At 71.9% G+C, this 18,066-nt stretch carries 21 protein-coding genes; 9 read left to right on the forward strand and 12 right to left on the reverse strand.

What is annotated here, in order from left to right:
• Positions 1-38 precede the first annotated feature (38 nt).
• The 3 genes from ACBJ59_RS44635 to ACBJ59_RS44645 are packed head-to-tail and all read left to right on the forward strand — an operon-like array spanning position 39 to position 2,199.
• Entirely contained in the window at positions 39-665 is a 627-nt protein-coding gene (locus ACBJ59_RS44635; RefSeq protein ID WP_375116157.1) for a TetR/AcrR family transcriptional regulator, read from the forward strand.
• Between the two features lie 17 nt (positions 666-682).
• Positions 683-1,456 carry a hypothetical protein gene (locus tag ACBJ59_RS44640; protein ID WP_375116158.1) on the forward strand — a complete coding sequence of 258 codons (774 nt, stop codon included), beginning with the start codon at positions 683-685 and terminating at the stop codon, positions 1,454-1,456.
• On the forward strand, positions 1,453-2,199 hold the full coding sequence (locus ACBJ59_RS44645) for an MBL fold metallo-hydrolase (RefSeq protein ID WP_375116159.1): 747 nt from the start codon (positions 1,453-1,455) through the stop codon (positions 2,197-2,199). Before ACBJ59_RS44640 ends, ACBJ59_RS44645 begins: the two co-directional genes overlap by 4 nt.
• Here ACBJ59_RS44645 and ACBJ59_RS44650 read toward each other — a convergent pair.
• The 3 genes from ACBJ59_RS44650 to ACBJ59_RS44660 form a co-directional block, all read right to left on the reverse strand.
• On the reverse strand, positions 2,180-2,632 hold the full coding sequence (locus ACBJ59_RS44650) for an NUDIX domain-containing protein (RefSeq protein ID WP_375116160.1): 453 nt from the start codon (positions 2,630-2,632) through the stop codon (positions 2,180-2,182). The genes ACBJ59_RS44645 and ACBJ59_RS44650 overlap by 20 nt on opposite strands.
• Positions 2,633-2,643: 11 nt before the next feature.
• Positions 2,644-3,594, reverse strand: a complete 951-nt coding sequence (locus ACBJ59_RS44655; RefSeq protein WP_375116161.1) for a YbgA family protein — start codon at positions 3,592-3,594, stop codon at positions 2,644-2,646.
• A gap of 72 nt (positions 3,595-3,666) precedes the next feature.
• On the reverse strand, positions 3,667-4,035 hold the full coding sequence (locus tag ACBJ59_RS44660; protein ID WP_375116162.1) for an ArsR/SmtB family transcription factor: 369 nt from the start codon (positions 4,033-4,035) through the stop codon (positions 3,667-3,669).
• 33 nt (positions 4,036-4,068) lie between these two features.
• Here ACBJ59_RS44660 and ACBJ59_RS44665 point away from each other — a divergent pair, with 33 nt between their 5' ends.
• Positions 4,069-4,971: an LLM class F420-dependent oxidoreductase gene (locus tag ACBJ59_RS44665; protein ID WP_375116163.1), complete on the forward strand. Its 903-nt coding sequence runs from the start codon at positions 4,069-4,071 to the stop codon at positions 4,969-4,971.
• Positions 4,972-5,004: 33 nt separating this feature from the next.
• A complete protein-coding gene (locus tag ACBJ59_RS44670; protein ID WP_375116164.1) occupies positions 5,005-5,970 on the forward strand; it encodes an SDR family NAD(P)-dependent oxidoreductase in 966 nt (321 codons plus the stop codon).
• A gap of 198 nt (positions 5,971-6,168) precedes the next feature.
• On the opposite strand, the gene ACBJ59_RS44675 is transcribed toward ACBJ59_RS44670, so the two are convergent.
• Together ACBJ59_RS44675 and ACBJ59_RS44680 are read right to left on the reverse strand one after the other, a co-directional pair.
• Positions 6,169-6,771 carry a DUF47 family protein gene (locus tag ACBJ59_RS44675; RefSeq protein WP_364127280.1) on the reverse strand — a complete coding sequence of 201 codons (603 nt, stop codon included), beginning with the start codon at positions 6,769-6,771 and terminating at the stop codon, positions 6,169-6,171.
• 46 nt (positions 6,772-6,817) lie between these two features.
• A complete protein-coding gene (locus ACBJ59_RS44680; RefSeq protein WP_375116165.1) occupies positions 6,818-7,774 on the reverse strand; it encodes an anion permease in 957 nt (318 codons plus the stop codon).
• Positions 7,775-8,046: 272 nt separating this feature from the next.
• Here ACBJ59_RS44680 and purU point away from each other — a divergent pair, with 272 nt between their 5' ends.
• Positions 8,047-8,901: a formyltetrahydrofolate deformylase gene (gene purU / locus ACBJ59_RS44685; RefSeq protein WP_375116166.1), complete on the forward strand. Its 855-nt coding sequence runs from the start codon at positions 8,047-8,049 to the stop codon at positions 8,899-8,901.
• Positions 8,902-8,932: 31 nt separating this feature from the next.
• Here the strand turns inward: purU and ACBJ59_RS44690 are convergent, their stop codons facing one another.
• From ACBJ59_RS44690 to ACBJ59_RS44705, 4 genes are read right to left on the reverse strand one after another with little or no spacing between them, the layout of a single operon-like run.
• Positions 8,933-9,442: a hypothetical protein gene (locus tag ACBJ59_RS44690; RefSeq protein WP_375116167.1), complete on the reverse strand. Its 510-nt coding sequence runs from the start codon at positions 9,440-9,442 to the stop codon at positions 8,933-8,935.
• Entirely contained in the window at positions 9,439-9,789 is a 351-nt protein-coding gene (locus tag ACBJ59_RS44695; RefSeq protein ID WP_375116168.1) for a VOC family protein, read from the reverse strand. Before ACBJ59_RS44695 ends, ACBJ59_RS44690 begins: the two co-directional genes overlap by 4 nt.
• On the reverse strand, positions 9,786-10,586 hold the full coding sequence (locus ACBJ59_RS44700; RefSeq protein WP_375116169.1) for a helix-turn-helix domain-containing protein: 801 nt from the start codon (positions 10,584-10,586) through the stop codon (positions 9,786-9,788). Before ACBJ59_RS44700 ends, ACBJ59_RS44695 begins: the two co-directional genes overlap by 4 nt.
• Positions 10,587-10,596: 10 nt before the next feature.
• Positions 10,597-12,654, reverse strand: coding sequence for a prolyl oligopeptidase family protein (locus ACBJ59_RS44705; RefSeq protein ID WP_375116170.1), 2,058 nt, complete (start codon positions 12,652-12,654; stop codon positions 10,597-10,599).
• Positions 12,655-12,936: 282 nt separating this feature from the next.
• On the opposite strand from ACBJ59_RS44705, the gene ACBJ59_RS44710 reads away from it, so the two are divergent.
• Genes ACBJ59_RS44710 through ACBJ59_RS44720 form a run of 3 tightly spaced genes read left to right on the forward strand, consistent with a single transcriptional unit; the run spans position 12,937 to position 14,536 of the window.
• The gene (locus ACBJ59_RS44710) at positions 12,937-13,443 is read left to right on the forward strand and encodes an HNH endonuclease (RefSeq protein WP_364127394.1); all 507 of its coding nucleotides are present in this window, start codon (positions 12,937-12,939) and stop codon (positions 13,441-13,443) included.
• Positions 13,444-13,490: 47 nt separating this feature from the next.
• Positions 13,491-14,294, forward strand: a complete 804-nt coding sequence (locus ACBJ59_RS44715) for a GNAT family N-acetyltransferase (RefSeq protein WP_375116171.1) — start codon at positions 13,491-13,493, stop codon at positions 14,292-14,294.
• 35 nt (positions 14,295-14,329) lie between these two features.
• Positions 14,330-14,536 carry a zinc ribbon domain-containing protein gene (locus ACBJ59_RS44720; protein ID WP_375116172.1) on the forward strand — a complete coding sequence of 69 codons (207 nt, stop codon included), beginning with the start codon at positions 14,330-14,332 and terminating at the stop codon, positions 14,534-14,536.
• On the opposite strand, the gene ACBJ59_RS44725 is transcribed toward ACBJ59_RS44720, so the two are convergent.
• From ACBJ59_RS44725 to ilvD, 3 genes are all read right to left on the reverse strand, one after another.
• Complete coding sequence (locus ACBJ59_RS44725) at positions 14,533-15,438, reverse strand: serine hydrolase (protein ID WP_375116173.1); 906 nt, start codon at positions 15,436-15,438, stop codon at positions 14,533-14,535. The genes ACBJ59_RS44720 and ACBJ59_RS44725 overlap by 4 nt on opposite strands.
• 64 nt (positions 15,439-15,502) lie before the next feature.
• Positions 15,503-16,003: a WYL domain-containing protein gene (locus ACBJ59_RS44730; protein ID WP_364127305.1), complete on the reverse strand. Its 501-nt coding sequence runs from the start codon at positions 16,001-16,003 to the stop codon at positions 15,503-15,505.
• Positions 16,004-16,083: 80 nt separating this feature from the next.
• Positions 16,084-17,922 (reverse strand): dihydroxy-acid dehydratase, encoded by a 1,839-nt coding sequence (gene ilvD / locus ACBJ59_RS44735; protein WP_375116174.1) that lies wholly within the window; start codon positions 17,920-17,922, stop codon positions 16,084-16,086.
• Positions 17,923-18,066 lie beyond the last annotated feature (144 nt).

Below are 18,066 nucleotides of genomic sequence, written 5' to 3' on the forward strand. Positions count from 1 at the left end.
TGTATCGGAGCGATGCGCTCCGGAATATCCTGGACGGCATGAGCACACGCGGCAGGCAGGCCGAGGCGGCACGCAACGATCTGCGCCTGCTGCGGGCGGCGCACGAGGTGTTCACCACGCAGGGGTTCGACGCGCCCGTGTCGGCCATCGCCAAGCAGGCCGGCGTGGGCATGGGGAGCCTCTACCGGCGCTACCGCACCAAGGAGGAGCTGCTCCAGCGCCTGTGCCTGATCGCGATGGAGCGGGCCGTGGAGGCCGCCGAGGCCGGGCTGGCGCAGGACGATCCGTGGGAGGGCCTGGCGCTCTACGTAAGCACCTGCGTGGCCAACAGGTCGGGCGCGCTGGCGCCGGTCGCGGGCACGATCGAGGTCACCGGCGAGATGTGGCGCACCGCGAGGAGGGGCGACGAGGTCGCCGAGCGGCTCGTGGCCAGGGCGCACGAGGCGGGCGTGCTCAGGAGCGACGTGACCGTGCTGGACATCTCGCTGCTCATGGAGCAGTTCAGCCGCCCGGCCCCCGGGCCGCCCGGCGAGGAGCACGAGCACGTCAAGCAGCGTCTGCTCGCCATCGCCCTCGACGGCCTGCGCGCCCCGGGCGCGACCGAGCTGCCGGGCGAACCGCCGAGCCCGGAGTGGTACGAAGGGCGCTGGGGGAGTGCTCCGTAGGGTCTACGGTTGGACGCGTGGGCTTCAATGAGCTGCTCGACAACCTTGATCACAGTGCCAGCGCCCAGGCGGCGGGCATCAGGCGCGGCTATGGCGGGCCGCCCGCCCGTACGGTGAGTGTCAGATCCGGCCTGACCCGGCTGCGCTGCGCCTCCCTGCTGAAGCCCCTGTACGCGTGGGTGAGCGCGCCCCGCATCCCCGACGCCGAGCGGTGGCGCCGCCACGCCGAGCCGGCCGTGGTCGTCTCCTCCAACACCGACACGCTCAACCTGTGGCTCGCCGTCGGCCCCCGCGTCATCCTCGACGACCTCCGCGAGCGCACCGGCGTGGCCTGGGCGCCGCCGAACGGCGACCCCTCCCGCTTCGGCTCCGTCGAGGTCTCGGCCGACGAGGTGGCCGCCGCCTACGCGGTGCTCGCTCAGGCGGCGGTCACGGGCGATCCGGTGGCCGAGACCGTGCTCGGGTGGATGGGGCAGGTGGAGGACTCGCAGGCGTTCGGCGCCCGCCGGGCCCTGCGCTCGCCGAAGGCGAGGATCAAGTGCGGCTGGTACGGCGCCCCCGACGAGACCTGCCTGCGCACGCATGCCGTGGCCGTCCTGCCGCACGGCGGCACCAAGGTCGGCGTGGTCGTCGCGATGACCGCGGTGCCCTACACCGGCGGCCACGAGCGCGAGGTCTACCGCGACCGGGTGAACAAGGGGCTGCCGGTGGAGGCCGAGCACGAGAAGGTGGCGGGCGCGCTGCTGCGCGGGCTGATGACGACGACGCTGGCGGAGCTGGGGCGCCCATGAGGCTCACGGTCCTGGGCGGGTGCGGCGCCTGGCCGGCGGCCGGGCAGGCGTGCAGCGGTTACCTCGTCGAGGAGGAGGGCTTCCGGGTCTTCATCGACCCCGGCTACGCCACCCTGCCCCGGCTCCTGGAGCTCATGGGAGCCGCCGACGTGGACGCGGTCCTGGTCACCCACGGTCACCCCGACCACTGCGCCGACCTCAACCCGCTCCTGCGGGCCCGCGTGCTGGCCGACGAGCCCGCGCCGCCGCTGCCCGTCCACGCGCCGCCCGGCGCGCTCGAAGCGGTCCTGGCCCTGGACAAGCCGCGCATGCTGGCCGCCGGCCTGGCCCACCACGACCTGGTGCCCGGCAGGCCGGTCGAGCTCGGCCCCTTCCGGCTGGACACCTTCGACCTGCCGCACCACGTGCCGAACGCCGGGCTGCGGCTGACCGGCGCGGGCGGCCGGGTGATCGCCTACACCGGCGACACCGGGCCCTCCGGCGAGCTCCTCGCCCTGGCGAAGGGCGCGGACCTGCTGGTGGCCGAGGCGACCTACTCCGAACACGTCCCCGACGAGGACGCCCCCTACCTCTCCAGCGCCCGCGACGCCGGCCGCACGGCGGCGTCGGCCGGGGCCGGGCGGCTGCTGCTCACGCACCTGTGGCCCGACATCCCGCCCGAGCCCGCGCTCGCGGCGGCGGCCGCGTCCTACGGGGGCGAGCTGTCGGTCGCGGCCGCCGGCGTCACCGTGGATCTTCCGTGAGCCGCGCGACGACCTTCGCCAGCTCCGGGGGCTGGACGCCCTCAGGCAGCTCCTCGGCCCAGACATAGCCACGGAAGGCGGCCCGTTCCTCCGCCGTCAGCTCCCCGGGGTGCGCCTCCGGGCGGGCCTCGGCGAACCTGGCCAGGTAGAAGGGCTCCCGCTTCACGTAGCGGACCCCGAGCCAGCGGAAGTCGCGTTCGACCTCGACGAAGCGGTCCACCACGGCCGAGCCGGGCAGGCCGGTCTCCTCGGTCAGCTCCCGCCTGGCGGCCTCCAGCGGGGTCTCGCCGGGATCGATCCCGCCGCCCGGGGGCTGCCAGACGTCCGCGCGGGCGATCGCGTCGTACCAGTGCATCAGCAGCACCCGGCCGTCGCGGTCCAGGCAGACCACGCGCGCGGCTGGACGGTCGCTGCTCTCCTCGACGGCGTTCATCGAGGAGAACGCTACTCCCGGAGGGCGTCGGGGTAAGGGGTCAGGTACGTCTGGTCCCGTACGTACGCGGCGGACTCCCCGCGCGCGTGATGGCGCATCAGCCGCACGGGCACGTCCAGCGGCACCAGGCCCGCCCGGTAGGAGTCGATGACCTCCACCAGGTCGGCCCGCCGCGCTGGGTCCAGCGCGAGCATGCCCAGGCAGTGCTGCAGCACGTTGACGTTCCGGCCCGTGGTGGTCCTGGCGGTCATCGTGCGCCCGAACACCTCGGCGTAGTCGGCGGCCACCTCCTCGCGCGGCCGCGCGCCGGCGCCGGCCACCACGCGGCCCGCCTCCCGGTAGAGCGCGGGGTCGTGGGCGAGCAGCTGCATCTTGTGGCGGGCGTGGAAGGCGACGAGGTCGCGTGGCCGCCAGTCGCCGTCGAGGAACGTACGCAGCCTGGCGTGCGCGAACACCCGCTCCACGAAGTCCGCGCGCAGCCGGGGGTCGCGCAGCCGGCCCTCGTCCTCCACGGGCAGCAGCGGGTGCCGCTCCATGACGATCCCGGCGAACAGGCCCCGGTTGCGCTGGTCGACGCCGTCGTTCCCGTGGCGGGGGACGCCGTGGATGCCGCAGGTGGGGGTCTTGGCCTTGAACACGTACCCGTCGATGTCGAGCTGGGCGGCGCGCCTGTCGGCCACCGCCGTCATGCGGCCGGTGAGGTCGACGCGCGACATCCGCGTCACCAGGCGGGGACCCTGCGCGGTGCTCACCTGCCACAGGGCCTCGCGCGGGGTGCCCAGGCCCGCCTCGACCTCGGGGCAGACGGGGAGCCAGTCGACGTACGGGGCCAGGGTCTCGGTGAGGAAGCGGTCGAGGTTGTGGCGGCCGTCGTGCCGGACGGGCCGGCCGAGCAGGCAGGAGGAGATGGCCAACCGGGGGCGCTCGGCTGGGGTGCCGGTCCTGCCGGGAGTGGCGATCACATCTCACATTGCAACGCGCCCACGATGAGGTGGGCAACCAAGGCCAGGAAGATCACTCCAAAACGAGCGCCGCTACGCCTCGGGGGGAACGGCTTCCACCTCGCCGAGGACCAGCGCCAGCAGCCCGGGGAACCGACCGTCGAACTCCTCGCGCCGTAGCCGGTTGAGTCGGCGAGTCCCCTCGTCACGCTGCTCCAGCAGGCCTACATTGCGCAGGACGGCGAAGTGGTGACTCAGCGTGGACTTGGCCACCGGCAGGTGGTTGAACGTGCCGCAGGCGCGCGCCCAGTCGGGGACGCCGGCCAGCTCGCGCACGATGCGGCGGCGGGTCGGGTCGCCGACCGCGTCGAGGGCGGCCTGGAGCGAGACCTCGAGCGGCGAGGTGTGGCTGAGGTTGCGTGTCCTGTTCGACGGCGATCGAACATTAGGATAGTGTTCCATCTCGATCGAACATTCTACTCGGAGGGAGCGGCCGTGGACCTCGGGCGCGTCGGAGTGTGGCATCCCATGATCGGACAGGCTCCCGCCGAGGAGGGGCGGCGGGCGGCGGCCCGGATCGAGGCGCTGGGCTACGGCTCCATCTGGGTCAACGAGGGCTGGGCGAGCAAGGAGCCGTTCGCGAGCGCCGCCGTCCTGCTGGCGGCCACCGAGCGCGTCGTCTTCGGCACCGGCATCGCCAGCCTGTGGGCCAGGGACGCCATGGCCATGGCGGGTGCCGGGGTCACGCTGGCCGACGCCTTCCCGGGGCGCTTCCTGCTGGGCATCGGCGTCAGCCACAGCCCCCTGGTCAACACCCGGGGCCACGACTACGCCAAGCCGCTGACCGCCATGCGCACCTACCTCGACGCCATGGACCAGGCCGAGCAGATCCTCCCCAAGGCCGACTGCCCCCGGCTCCTGGCCGCGCTGCGGCCCAAGATGCTGGAGCTGTCGCGAGACAAGGCCGACGGCGCCCACAGCTACTTCGTGCCGCCGGAGCACACCGCCCAGGCCCGCGAGATCCTCGGCCGCGACCGGCTCCTCATCCCGGAGCAGGCGGTCGTGCTGGAGTCCGACCCGGCCCGCGCCCGCGCGATCGCCCGCACCCACATGTCCGTCTACCTGACCTTGCCCAACTACCTCAACAACCTGCGCACGCTCGGCTTCACCGACGACGACTTCGCCGACGGCGGCAGCGACCGGCTGACGGACGCCATCGTGGCCTGGGGCAGCGTCGACACCGTCGCCCAGCGCGTCCGCGACCACCTCGACGCCGGGGCTGACCACGTCGTCATCCAGCCCCTCTCCCCGGATGCCCCCGACCTCGCCGACGCCGTCGCCCAGCTCACCGACCTCGCTCCGGCCGTCGGCCTGCGGCCCGGCCCAGGGGGCGCTTGACCTGGAGCGCGCTCTAATTCGTAACGTGGAGTCATGACCACGCCACAACACAAGATCGGATCGGGCTTCGGCGCCCGGAGCACCGCGGACGACGTGCTTCACGGGATCGATCTGTCCGGGAAGCTGGCGATCGTCACCGGCGGCTACTCGGGCATCGGCCTGGAGGCGACGCGTGCGCTCACCCGTGCCGGGGCCCACGTCGTGGTCCCCGCCCGCCGCGTCGAGACCGCCGGTGCGGCGGTGCGGGGCATCGACGGGGTCGAGGTGGACGAGCTCGACCTCGGTGACCTCGACAGCGTACGCGGGTTCGCCGACCGCTTCCTCGCCACCGGACGCAGCGCCGAGATCGTCATCAACAGCGCGGGCATCATGGCCTGCCCGGAGACGCGGGTGGGGCCCGGCTGGGAGGCGCAGTTCGCCACCAACCACCTCGGGCACTACGCGCTGGTCAACCTCCTCTGGCCGGCCATCGCGCGGGGCCAGGGCCGGGTGGTGGCCGTCTCGTCCGGCGCGCACCGCCGCTCCGGCATCCGCTGGGACGACGTGCAGTTCGAGCGCGGCTACGACAAGTGGCTCGCCTACGGGCAGTCGAAGACCGCGAACGTGCTGTTCGCCGTACACCTCGACGCCCTGGCCCGCGACCTGGGAGTGCGCGCGTTCTCCCTGCACCCCGGTGGCATCCTCACGCCGCTGCAGCGCCACCTCCCCAAGGAGGAGATGGTCGCGGCCGGCTGGATCGACGAGGAGGGCAACCCCCTGGAGACGAGCTTCAAGACGCCCGAGCAGGGGGCGGCCACCATGGTGTGGGCGGCCACGTCACCGCAGTTGGACGGGATGGGCGGGGTCTACTGCGACGACTGCGACATCGCCGAGCTCTCCACCGACCCCGACTCGCTCGGCGGCGTCCGCGCCCACGCGATCGACCCACACCAGGCCGCCCGCCTCTGGGCCCTGTCGGCCGACCTCACCGGCATCAACGCCTTCCCCACCACCCACTGACCAAAGGGCCCCACGGCCCCACCGTCTCACGGCATGACGACTTCACGGCGTGACGGCCTCGCGGTGCGGCGGTCTCACGGCGTGGCGGTCTCGGGGTGCGGCCGTCTCACGGTGCGGCGGCTGCGCCGCGTTCTGGCGCGACCGCTGGACCGCTGGACCGCTGGACCGTTTCCACGGCTTGACGGCCTCATCGCTGCTTCATCGCTTCATCGCGCCGTCGGCGATGGCGTCAGCCGCCTCGCCGATGGCCACGCCGACGATCTCGAGGCGCCGCACCAGCTCCCGCTCCTTCATCGCCTCCGCCGTGAGCTCACCGGAGAAGATCCGCGAGATCTCGTACTGGTACATCCGCCGGATGGCCCCGCCCGCCTTCTTCGCCTCAAGGGCGTCCTGGGACACCACGGAAGAGCTGGAGGCGAGGTTGCGGACGGCGCTCTCCAGGGCGTCGATGCCGACGATGACCTGGTCGAGCAGCGGGGTGAAGCGGATCTGGTCGGGCACCCGGTAGAGGTGGGACTCGCGGACGAAGTCCCGCAGGGAGTCCAGGACGTCGTCGATCGACCTGGAGAGCCGGAAGAGGTCCTCCCGGTCGATGGGCGTGACCAGGGCCGTCTTGAGCTCGTCGATGAGGCGGGCGCGTTCCTCGTCCCCGAGGTGCTCGATCGAGCGCATCTGCTCGTGCGCCCCCGTCCTGCCGACCTCGCCGCCGATCATGGCCATGGCCAGCCACGCGCCTTCCTTGGTGGCCTCCAGCTGCCCGAGCAGGGCCTCCGAGAGCGCGCTGTCCATACGACCGGTCATGAGATCCCGGATTCGCCGCAGCCGCTTCACGACCCGACCACCCCTTTCATGACACCCTCACGCTCGCGAACCCCTTCACCAGCAGCGCGAGCCCCCACCCCAGCAGCCCGCTCACGGGAAGCGTCAGCAACCAGGCCGCGACGATCTTGCCGGCGGCGTACCAGCGAACCCGCCCGCCCCCCTGCGCCACCCCGGCCCCGATGAGCCCGCCGGCGATGGCCTGGGTCATGCTCACCGGCATGCCCGCCACCGCGCACGCCATCACGGCCGTTCCCGCGGCCAGCTCCGCCGTGACCCCGTGCGCGGGCCGGGAAACGATGATCTCGCGGCTCAGCGTACGGCCCGCCTTGGGCAGCCCGTACAGGGTGCCCACCCCGAACAGCACGGCCACCAGCACCGTGTACGCCACGGGCGCCCCGGAGAAGCCGACCGCGATCATGAACACCGCCAGCATCTTCTGCGCGTCGTTGGCCGCGTACGCGAGGGTCTGGAGCAGGAACCCCGCCCAGTGCCAGCGCCGCAACGCCCGGGAGGTGGTCGTGGCCGCCAGCACCCGGATGAGCACCCACGCCGCCAGCCCCCCGGCGAACGGCGCCGCCAGCCCGAACGCCAGCACCAGCGCCACCGACCCCGGCGAGACCGCCAGTCCCCAGCCCAGCCCCGCACCGGTGAGGCCGCCCACGATGGCCAGGGTGAGGCTGGTCGGGCGGCCCTTCGCGCTGAGCACCGCCACCACGGCGAGCGACGCGACGACCGCGATCGTCATCGCGATCTGGCCGCCCGGCTCGTCGAACGACGCCAGCCGGGTCACGAACGTCAACGCCACCTGATGCGTGACCAGCGGTACGGCCGCCACCAGCACGACGAGCGTGACGATCCCGATCGCCGGGCGGATGGTGGGCAGCTTGAGCCCGGTCGCGAGGAGGGCGCCCCCGTCGTTGACCCCGGACACCACGGCGAACAGGCAGGCGAGCACGATCAGTACGACGGCGTCCAAGGACACGCGCTCCCTCCCGCCCCGCCCGGCTGTGGCTGGACCTGCTGGACTCACCTACAAGAGACGGCCGTCACCCCGTGCCGCCACCCCCCCGACACCCATCCGTTTCACGCGCAATGCCGGATTACTACCCAAGATCGGTTGAATGATGGACACGATCCCGGGTGCGGCAGTGGAAGACCCGTCGCGGCGGGTACCCTCGACCATGGCCGCAGACCGGTACTCTGCCCAGATCAGCCATCCGGCGCCACGCAGCCCACGTCCGCGAGAGTGAAGGCATGACCAGCCCCGCCGAATACATCCTGACGCTGTCCTGTCCCGACCGGCCCGGTGTGGTGGCCGCCGTCTCCGGCCTGCTCGCCGGGCACGGGTGCAACATCATCGAGAGCCAGCAGTTCGGCGACAGGGTGGAGCAGCGCTTCTTCATGCGCGTGCAGTTCTCGGGGCCGCTGGGCGAGGACGAGCTCAACGCCGCCTTCGCCGCGCTCGCGCCCGACTTCGGCATGGAGTTCAAGCTGAGCGACGTGGCCAGGAAGCCGCGAGTGCTGATCATGGTGAGCAAGTTCGACCACTGCCTGAACGACCTGCTCTACCGCGTACGCTCCAAGGCGCTGGACATCGAGATCGTCGCGGTCGTCTCCAACCACCCCGACCTGCGGCCGCTCACCCAGTCGAACGGGATCGACTACCACCACCTGCCGGTCACGCCGGAGACCAAGGCGAAGCAGGAGGCCGAGGTGCTGGCGCTGGTGGAGCACTACCAGGTGGACCTGGTGGTGCTGGCCCGTTACATGCAGGTGCTCTCGGAGGATCTCTGCGAGAAGCTGGCGGGCCGGGCCATCAACATCCACCACTCGTTCCTGCCGTCGTTCAAGGGCGCCAAGCCCTACCACCAGGCCCACAACCGCGGCGTCAAGCTCATCGGCGCGACGGCCCACTACGTCACCGCCGACCTGGACGAGGGGCCGATCATCGAGCAGGAGGTGGCCCGGGTCAACCACAGCCACTCCCCGGCGGACCTCGTGGCGATGGGGCGCGACGTGGAGTGCGTGGCGCTGGCCAGGGCGGTCAAGTGGCATGCCGAGCAGCGGGTGCTGCTCGACGGTCACAAGACGATCATCTTCCCGCGCTAGCTGTCCCCGGCGGGCCGCGGGCAGCTCCGCGTCAGGCGACGTTCCAGGCGGCCGGCAGCTCGCCCCCGCAGAAGGCGCACACGAAGTCCTCCTCCTTCACCAGGTTGATCTCCCGGCACCCGGGACACCGCCGGAACACCACCTCGTGCGTGAACCCGCCGGGATGTCCCACCCCGATCCGCTCCAGGGCCGCCTCCACCGCCGCCCAGGACGTGACGTCGGGGCAGTAGCCGGTCGACTGGTTGCTGACGGCCTCCACCGCCCAGCCCCCGTCGGCGGACCGCTCGAAGGCGATCTCGCCGGCGCTCAGCACCGGCCGGCCGCCGGCGCACGCCACGTGCTCGCTCCGGCGCGCCGCCAGCCGCAGCGTCCCGTCCAGGTCCACCACGAACGTGAACGGCTCCGCCGGCTCCTCCGGCGGCCGTCCCGCCAGCCATCCGGCCAGCTCCTCCGCCGACCGGATCACCTGCCCGGGCGGCCCTCCGGCGCCGGCCGGCGAGGCGGACCCCACGTACGGGTACCCGCCCGCCGATGAGCTCATGGCCGATAAGTCCCGAAATACCAAGGATTGCCCTCCGGGTCCGTGCAGCCGTACTCGCGGGATCCGTACGGCTGGTCCACCAGCTCCATGGTGATCGACGCCCCCGCCGCCCTGGCGTGGGCATGGTGGGCGTCGACGTCCTCGACCGCGACGTAGATGCCCGGCCCACCGGGCCTTCCCTGGCCGATCATGATGAGGTCGTCGCCGACGGCCAGCTCGGCGTGGTTGACCACGCCCTCGTCGTTCTTGGACGTTTCGTGCACCCGGAACCCGAACGCGCTGGTCAGGAAGTCGACCGCGGCCTGGCAGTCCTGGTATCGGGCGAGTGCGTACACGGTTCGTGTCATGAGGCCCACGATGCCGCGCCGGTGACGCCGGGTCTTGGACAAATCTGACCTGGCGTGGTGTCGCCCAGCGCCCGGAACTCACGGTTCATGTGGGCCTGGTCGTAGAAGCCGCATTCGGCCGCCACCTCGGCCAGGGCCGTCCCCGATCGCAGCAGGCGCAGGGCGCGCCCGAACCGGATGACCCGGGCCGCCGTCTTCGGCGGCAGCCCGATCTGGTCCTGGAAGCGGGCGACGAGATGGCGATGGCTCCAGCCCAGCGACTCGGCCAGCGACGACACGCCGAGCCTGCCGCCCGACTCCAGCAGCCGGGCCCAGGCCCACGGCAGCTCGGGCCCCAGCGGCGGCCCCGCCGCGATGCGCTCGCACAGCAGCCGGTCGGCCAGCGCCAGCCGGTCCCGCCACGACGGGGTCGCGGCCAGCCGCTCCACGATCAGCTCCGACCACGGCCCGAGGAGATCTCCGACCGGCAGCACCTGGTTTGTCAGGTGCCGCATCGGCATCCCGTAGAGCCGCCTGGCCCCGAACGGCGTCAGGAAGACCTCAACGCCCTCCGTCGGCCCGGCCGTGCGGGTGACGGTGAAGCGGTCGCCGAGCCCCCCGCCGAACGCGGTCATCCGCCGCCCGCCCGCCTCCATCGGCGTGCCGAAGGCGAGGATGAGCACGGCTCCCGGCATCGCCGCCTCCGACCGGGTCACCGGCGCGGAGTAGCGCTCGCGGTAGGCGCACAGCCTGGTCACGTAGGGCCGCAGCGCAGCGCTGGGGGTGGCCTCGACCATGGCCAGCCCCAGCGTGCTCATGCCGTCGAGACTATAGGCCGGTGTGCCGCGCGAGGAACGTCAGCATGTCGGCCGACAGGTCCACCGACCGGCTGACCGAGCGCGCGCCGTGCCCGACCTCGGCCTCGTTGCGCAGCAGCACCGGCCGCTCGCCGGTGGAGGCGTGCTGCAGCGCCGCGCACATCTTCCACGCGTGCAGCGGGTGCACGCGCGTGTCGGACTGGAAGACGGTGAAGAGCGTCGCCGGGTACGGCACCGACTCCTGGACGTGGTGGTAGGGCGAGTAGCCCAGCAGCCAGCCGAACTGCTCGGGGTCGTCGGCCGAGCCGTATTCGACGTTCCAGGTGGCGCCGAGGCCGAACTTCTCGTACCTGATCATGTCGAGCAGCGGCGCGGAGCAGACCACGGCGGCGTACAGCTCGGGGCGCTGCGTCAGCGCGGCGCCCACCAGCAGGCCGCCGTTGGAGCCGCCGGAGATGCCGAGCTGGGCGGGCGTGGTCACGCCGGTGGCGATCAGGTGCTCGGCCGCCGCGTGGAAGTCGTCGAACACGTTCTGCTTGTTGGCCAGCATCCCCGCGCGGTGCCAGTCCTCGCCCTCCTCGCCGCCGCCGCGCAGGTTGGCGATGGCGTAGACGCCGCCCGCCTCCACCCAGGTCAGGATGGACGCCGAGTAGCCGGGGGTCATGGACAGGCCGAAGCCGCCGTAGCCGTACAGGATCGTGGGCCGCGGGCCCTGCGCCTCGCCGACCGGGGAGATGATCAGCATGCGGACGTCCGTGCCGTCCTTGGAGCGGTAGACCACCTGCTCGGTGCGCACTTCGGGCACCTCGACCGCGCCGGGGGAGGCCGCCCAGAGCGTGGTCTCGCCGGTCCTGGCGTCGTAGCGCTGGATGGTGGGCGGCGTGGTGTTGTCGGTGTAGCCGAACCACGCCTCGTGACCGCCCTCGGGGCGCTCCGCGATGCCGCCGATCGTGCCGAGCCCCGGGGTGGGCACCTCGCCGAGCCGCTCGCCGGTCTCCAGGTCGTGAATGGTGATCTCGCTGATCGCGTGGCGCGTCCAGCCCACCAGCATGACCGGGCGCTCCAGGTCGTCGAGGATGGCGAAGTCGGACAGCACCGCCTCCGGGTCCTCGGGGATCAGGTCGCGCCAGGTCTCGAACGACGGGTCGGCCGGGTCGGTGACGCACACCCGGGCACGGGGCGCGTCGCGGTCGGTGTGCACGTAGAGCCGGCCGTCGCGGCCGAACACCAGCCCCGACTGCGCGTCCACGCCCTCCTGCACGACCCGCAGCTCGGGACGCTCGGCCGGGGACGTGGTCAGGTCGGCCACCCAGAGGTCGTTGCGCGGGGCGGTGCCCTCGTTGGCGGACACCTGCAGCCAGTGGCCGTCGCGTGAGACCGAGACGCCGTAGTAGTTGGTCATCTTCAGGCCCTCGCCGAAGATCATCACGTCGTCCTCGGTGGAGGTGCCGACGCGGTGCAGGTAGACGCGGCGGTGGAACTGGGTCTCGTTCTCCGGCACCTCGGTGCTCGGCAGTCGGCGTACGTAGTAGAACGCCTCCCCGCCCGGGAGCCACGCGATCGGGGAGTAGCGGCACCGGTCGATCGGCCCCTCGACCCGCGCGCCCGTGGCGACGTCGATGACGTAGAGGACCGACTCCTCGTCGCCGCCCACCGAGATCTGGTACGCCAGCAGGCGTCCCTCCTTGTCCGGCTGCACCGTGTCGAGCGTGGTCAGGCCGGACGGGTCGATCGCCATCGGGTCGATGAGGGCCCGCTCGGTGCCGTCGGGCTCGACCACGTAGTAGACGGCGTGCTCCTGGTCGGGAGTGCGACGCGAGAAGAAGTAGCGCTCACCGCGCCAGGCCGGGGCACCCACGGACCCGGACCTGAGCAGCTCCGCGATGCGGCTCTTGAACCGCTGCGGCCCGCGCTCGCTGCCGAACAACTCCGCCTGTGCGAGCAGCCATCCCTTGGTCTCGGGGCTGTCCGGGTCCTCGAGCCACCTGTAGGGGTCGGGCACGGGCGTTTCGTGCAGGATGTCGACGATGTCTTCGCGGCGTGCGGTCGGGTACGGCTCTCCTGTCATGCAGGAACCCTACTGCCAACGGGCATGCGTAAAGCGCTGGTAGAGCGGGCATAAAATGTACCGTGCGTCCCTCTGGTCATTCCGGCAGGAGGTTTTTGGGGTGGCGGGGACCACGGTGCAAACGCCAAACTTGGTGACAGGACGGTGCCGTGGTGACCATCCGCTGGGCCGTCCGGCGGAGGTCCACGTGACGGAAGCACTAGTGCCCCAGGAGGGGCCGACAGCTGGGACATGCCGCGGCATGTCCCCTTTGATACCCGCGCAGCAGGGAGAGGCCCGATGATGCGCCAAGTCCTGCTGCTCAACGCAACCTACGAGCCACTGACCACCCTCTCGCTGCACCGCGCCATCGTGCTCGTGCTGCGGGAGAAGGCCGACGTCGTGCACCGCGACGGAAGGGGCGCCGTGCTGCGCTCCGCGAGCCGCACGCTCGACGTCCCCTCGGTGATCAGGCTTCGCAGATATGTCCGTATCCCCTACCGGTCCCGCATCCCGCTGACCAGGGCGGCCCTCATGCGGCGCGACGACTACCGTTGCGCCTACTGCGGGCAGAAGGCCGAGACCATCGACCACGTCATCCCCCGGTCCAGGGGCGGCACGCACACCTGGGAAAACTGCGTCGCCTCGTGCACCACCTGCAACCACCGCAAGGCCGACAAATACCTGGAGGAGCTGGGGTGGACGCTTCGCGTCAGCCCTGCGGTGCCACGGGGCGCCCACTGGCGGCTCATCGGCGCCTCGCTCGTCGGTGACCCGCAATGGGCGCCCTACCTCGAGGCCGCGGCCTGAGAAAAGCGCATTGAGCAGGGGGCCGCTGCCTGACACCATGTGCAGGCATGTGGACCCTCACCTCAGATGTCGAGGAGTACGCCGCGGTCGCCGAGCCGTTCCTGCTCGGCGACCCGGTGCGCAACACCGTTCCGCTGACGATCCTGGCCAACCTGCGGGCGGGCATGCCCGTGAAGAGCCCCCTCTTCGGCTGGTGGACGGTGGATGGCGACGTTCGCGGGGCGGTGTTCCATACGCCGCCCCATCCCGCCGGGCTCTTCGCCGTTCCCGTCGAGGCGGTCGCGCCGCTGGTGGAGGCGCTGAAGGGCGAGCTGTCCATGTTCGTGGGGCCGGTCGAGGTGACGGCCGAGGCCACGCGGCTGCTGGGCGCGCCCGCGCGGGTGGTGTCGGAGCGGCTCTACCGCCTCGGCACGCTCACCGTCCCCGACGTCCCGGGCCTGGGCAGGCTCGCCGTTCCCGGTGACTTCCCGCTGCTGGTGAGCTGGTACCACGCGTTCGGTGACGAGGTCGGCATGGGGGAGGCCGACGACGTGGCCGAGCGGGTCGCGCAGCGGCTGGCCGGCCGCGAGCTGTTCGTGTGGGAGGAGGGCGGGGCGCCGGTGTCGCTCGCCGCCCTCTCGCCCGCGGCGGGCGGGGTCTGCCGCATCGGCCCGGTGTACACGCCGCCCTCGTGCCGGCGTCGCGGCTACGGCGCCGCCGTCACGGCCTTCGCCAGCCGGACCGGCCTGGCGGAGCGGTGCACGGAGGTGGTGCTCTTCACCGACCTGGGCAACCCGACCAGCAACGCCATCTACCAGGCGATCGGCTACGAGCCCGTGTCCGACTTCGCCCACGTCACCTACGCCCCGTAGGGACTTCCGCGCTCCGCTGCGGTTACCCTTGGCCCATGCCGCGTTACGACTTCCGCTGCCGCGCCTGCGGCTCCACGTTCGAGGTCTCCCGCCCCATGTCGGCCTCCGACGCCCCGGCGACCTGCCCCGACGGCCACGACGACACGGTCAAGCTGCTGTCCACGGTCTCCATGACGGGCAGCGCGGCCGCCCCCAAGGCGAGCGGCGGCGGCTGCTGCGGCGGCGGGTGCTGCTCGTCCTAGACATCGGCGGTGGCCCAGGGGGCCGGCGGCGTCGCCGGCCGGGTCAGCGCGCGCACCGTCAGCCGGGCCAGCCGCTCGACGGTGTCGACGCCGCTCTCCATGTCCGGGCTGCGCTCCGACAGCACGGCCATCAGCAGGTCGTGCCCACGTACGCGGAGCCGGCCCACGCTGTTGACCGTCCACAGCCCGTCGTGGACCTCGGTGGGCAGCCAGCCGTTCTTGAGCGCCACCGCACCCTCCTGCGAGGCGGCCGCGCTGACCCCCCACGCCTGTGACGGCTCCACCGACGACATGAGGTCGAGGGCGTAGCGCCGGCTGCGGGCCGGCAGCGGCCCTCCGGGGTCGGTGAGCCGCTCCAGCACCTTGACCTGGTCGGACGGCCTGCTGCGGGTCCATCCCCAGTACAGGCCCGAGCCGGGCCGCGTGTGCCGCACGTCCAGCCGGTGCAGCGCCCGGTCCAGCCCGGCCCGGCCGCCGATCGTCAGGTAGAGCTCGTGCGCGCAGTCGTTGTCGCTGTAGCGGATCATCCGTGAGGCCAGCGCGCGCTCGTAGCCGCTGAGCCGCTCACCCCGCTTGCCGAGCAGGAACGCCAGCAGGATGTCCACCTTGGCCACGCTGGCCAGCAGGAACGGCGTGCGCTCGCGGAAGGCGTACCTGGCCCCGGTCGTGCGGTCGTAGACGGCCAGGGCGGCCCGCCCGGGACGGTCGCGCAGGTAGCGTGCCAGTGCCCGGTCGAGCGCCCGTCGTTCGGCCGGGGGCAGCTCGCCTCCGTCGGCGGTCTCCGGCGTCAGCGACACGGGAGTCGGAAGGGGCACCGCGTCCGGCGGCGCCGTACAGCCGGGGCCCACGACCAGCAGGGCGACCAGCAGGGCGGCGAAGAGCGAGGACTCCCGTACGCGCATGTGCGGGAGCCTGCCAGCCGCCACCCCAAAGGCCGGGGCCCGTCAGGTCAACGGACGGTCAGTTTCACGCGGCCGTGATGGCGCGCCGCTTGCGGCGCTGGAACGGCAGGAACCGGTCGGCCAGGTGCGGCCGGGACGGCGTGAGCGTGGGCTCGACCGCGATGATCCGGTCGAACCGGAACGCCCTGATCGCCCGGCGCATTCTGCACACGCCGACCAGATACCAGTATTCGCGGTGCACCAGGCACGTCACCGGCTCGACGTCGCGCGCGGTGATCGTGCCGGAGGCGTCGCGGTAGTGCAGGCGGATGTTGAGACGGCTGGTGATGGCGTCGGCCATGAGCCTGGCCCGGGAGGCCACGTCGGTGGGCAGCGGCTCGGTGAGGGTCGCGAGCGTGGTGGCGATGACGTCGTCGTCGAGCTCCAGGTGCTCGAATGCGTGCTGCAGGCCGCGCCTTGCGGTGACGGCCTGGGGGCCCGCTCCGAGGTGAGCGAGGGAGAGGGCGAGTGCGGCGATCTCGGCGGTCGTCAGCGGGCGAGTATCGTGCTTCACGACTGTCGTCATACCCCAAGAATAGGGATGACCACCGACATTTTTCGAAAACCTGTGCGGCGGATATGGCTTCCGCCGCACAGGCATCAGGGTTATCGCGAGAGCTGCGACAGGTCGCGCGAGGCGCCCGTCGAGGCGGACGTCGTCATCGCCGCGTACGCCTGCAGCGCCACGCTCACCGGCCGGTTGCGGTCACGCGGCCGGTATCCGCCCAGCTCGGCCAGCAGCCGCTCGCGCCGCGCGGCCAGCTCGGCCTCGGGCACCCGCAGCTCCATCGCCCGGTTGGGGATGTCGATGTCGATGATGTCGCCGTCCTCGACCAGCGCGATCGCGCCGCCCTCGGCCGCCTCCGGCGAGGCGTGCCCGATCGACAGCCCGGACGTGCCGCCGGAGAAGCGCCCGTCGGTGATGAGCGCGCAGACCTTGCCCAGGCCCTTGCCCTTCAGGAAGGACGTCGGGTAGAGCATCTCCTGCATGCCGGGCCCGCCCTTGGGGCCCTCGTAGCGGATGACGACCACGTCGCCGGCCTTGACCTTGCCGCCGAGGATGCCCTCGACCGCCTGCTCCTGCGACTCGAACACCACCGCGGGCCCGCTGAACGTCCAGATCGACTCGTCCACCCCGGCGGTCTTCACCACGGCGCCGTCGCGCGAGATGTTGCCGTAGAGGACGGCCAGGCCGCCGTCCACGGTGTAGGCGTGCTCCAGGTCGCGGATGCAGCCCGCCTCGCGGTCGACGTCGAGGGTGTCCCAGCGGTTGTCCTGGGAGTAGGGCTTGACCGTGCGCACGTTGCCGGGCGCCGCGTGCCACAGCTCCACGGCCTCGGGCTTCACCGACGGCGAGCGCACGTCCCAGCCGGCCAGCAGGTCGCCCAGCGTGCCGCCGTTGACGGTGGGCAGGTCGCGGTGGAGCAGCCCGGCCCGGTCGAGCTCGCCCAGGATGGCGGGGATGCCACCGGCGCGGTGGACGTCCTCGACGTGGTATTTGTTCGTGGCCGGGGCGACCTTGCACAGGCACGGCACCCGCAGCGAGATCTCGTTGATCTCCTTGAGCCCGAAGTCCACCTTCGCCTCGCGGGCAGCGGCCAGGATGTGCAGGATCGTGTTGGTGGAGCCGCCCATCGCCACGTCGAGCGTCATCGCGTTCTCGAACGCCTCGCGGGTGGCGATCGAGCGCGGCAGCACCGACTCGTCGCCGTCCTCGTAGTAGCGGCGGGTGATCTCCACGAGCTGGCGGCCGGCGTCCTCGAACAGCTGCTTGCGGGACCGGTGCGTGGCCAGGATCGTGCCGTTGCCGGGCAGCGCCAGGCCGATGGCCTCGGCCAGGCAGTTCATCGAGTTGGCGGTGAACATGCCCGAGCAGGAGCCGCAGGTCGGGCAGGCGCTCTCCTCCATCTCCAGCAGCTCGGCGTCGGAGACGGAGTCGTCGGCGGAGGCGATCATCGGGTCGATCAGGTCGAGCTTCTTGCCCGGCGTCTTGCCGGCCTCCATGGGGCCGCCGGAGACGAAGACCGTCGGGATGTTCAGCCGGAACGCGGCGAGCAGCATGCCCGGCGTGATCTTGTCACAGTTGGACACGCAGATCATCGCGTCGGCGCAGTGGGCCTCCACCATGTACTCGACGGCGTCGGCGATCAGCTCGCGCGACGGCAGGGAGTAGAGCATCCCGCCATGGCCCATCGCGATGCCGTCGTCGACCGCGATCGTGTTGAACTCGCGGGGGATGGCCCCCGCCTCCCGGATCGCGTCGGACACCACCTTGCCGACGTCCTGCAGGTGCACGTGGCCCGGCACGAACTGGGTGAAGCTGTTGGCCACCGCGATGATGGGCTTGCCGAAATCGCTCCCGGCTACGCCGGTCGCCCGGAGCAGGGCCCGGGCACCGGCCATATTCCTGCCGTGGGTGACTGTACGTGACCTGAGGGCGGGCATTGGGCATCTCCCATCGCTAGCGAGTCTTCACATGTTACGGCCACCGCCCGGTGACTGAGACGCCTGTCCACAGATCGGACGCTTGGTTACCGGATCGTGCCGGAATCGAAGCCGACGGCGCTCGAACTCGTGTTAGAGAGATCA

It is taken from the genome of Nonomuraea sp. MTCD27, from assembly GCF_041950495.1.
In the GTDB taxonomy this organism is placed as follows: domain Bacteria; phylum Actinomycetota; class Actinomycetes; order Streptosporangiales; family Streptosporangiaceae; genus Nonomuraea.

Coding starts and splice junctions, on each gene's coding strand:
- ACBJ59_RS44635 (WP_375116157.1), top strand. CDS start 39: ATGAGCACACGCGGCAGGCAGGCCGAGGCGGCACGCAACGATCTGCGC.
- ACBJ59_RS44645 (WP_375116159.1), top strand. CDS start 1,453: ATGAGGCTCACGGTCCTGGGCGGGTGCGGCGCCTGGCCGGCGGCCGGG.
- ACBJ59_RS44650 (WP_375116160.1), bottom strand. CDS start 2,632: ATGAACGCCGTCGAGGAGAGCAGCGACCGTCCAGCCGCGCGCGTGGTC.
- ACBJ59_RS44660 (WP_375116162.1), bottom strand. CDS start 4,035: ATGGAACACTATCCTAATGTTCGATCGCCGTCGAACAGGACACGCAAC.
- ACBJ59_RS44670 (WP_375116164.1), top strand. CDS start 5,005: ATGACCACGCCACAACACAAGATCGGATCGGGCTTCGGCGCCCGGAGC.
- ACBJ59_RS44675 (WP_364127280.1), bottom strand. CDS start 6,771: ATGACCGGTCGTATGGACAGCGCGCTCTCGGAGGCCCTGCTCGGGCAG.
- purU (WP_375116166.1), top strand. CDS start 8,047: ATGACCAGCCCCGCCGAATACATCCTGACGCTGTCCTGTCCCGACCGG.
- ACBJ59_RS44690 (WP_375116167.1), bottom strand. CDS start 9,442: ATGAGCTCATCGGCGGGCGGGTACCCGTACGTGGGGTCCGCCTCGCCG.
- ACBJ59_RS44695 (WP_375116168.1), bottom strand. CDS start 9,789: ATGACACGAACCGTGTACGCACTCGCCCGATACCAGGACTGCCAGGCC.
- ACBJ59_RS44700 (WP_375116169.1), bottom strand. CDS start 10,586: ATGAGCACGCTGGGGCTGGCCATGGTCGAGGCCACCCCCAGCGCTGCG.
- ACBJ59_RS44705 (WP_375116170.1), bottom strand. CDS start 12,654: ATGACAGGAGAGCCGTACCCGACCGCACGCCGCGAAGACATCGTCGAC.
- ACBJ59_RS44710 (WP_364127394.1), top strand. CDS start 12,937: ATGCGCCAAGTCCTGCTGCTCAACGCAACCTACGAGCCACTGACCACC.
- ACBJ59_RS44715 (WP_375116171.1), top strand. CDS start 13,491: ATGTGGACCCTCACCTCAGATGTCGAGGAGTACGCCGCGGTCGCCGAG.
- ACBJ59_RS44720 (WP_375116172.1), top strand. CDS start 14,330: ATGCCGCGTTACGACTTCCGCTGCCGCGCCTGCGGCTCCACGTTCGAG.
- ACBJ59_RS44725 (WP_375116173.1), bottom strand. CDS start 15,438: ATGCGCGTACGGGAGTCCTCGCTCTTCGCCGCCCTGCTGGTCGCCCTG.
- ACBJ59_RS44730 (WP_364127305.1), bottom strand. CDS start 16,003: ATGACGACAGTCGTGAAGCACGATACTCGCCCGCTGACGACCGCCGAG.
- ilvD (WP_375116174.1), bottom strand. CDS start 17,922: ATGCCCGCCCTCAGGTCACGTACAGTCACCCACGGCAGGAATATGGCC.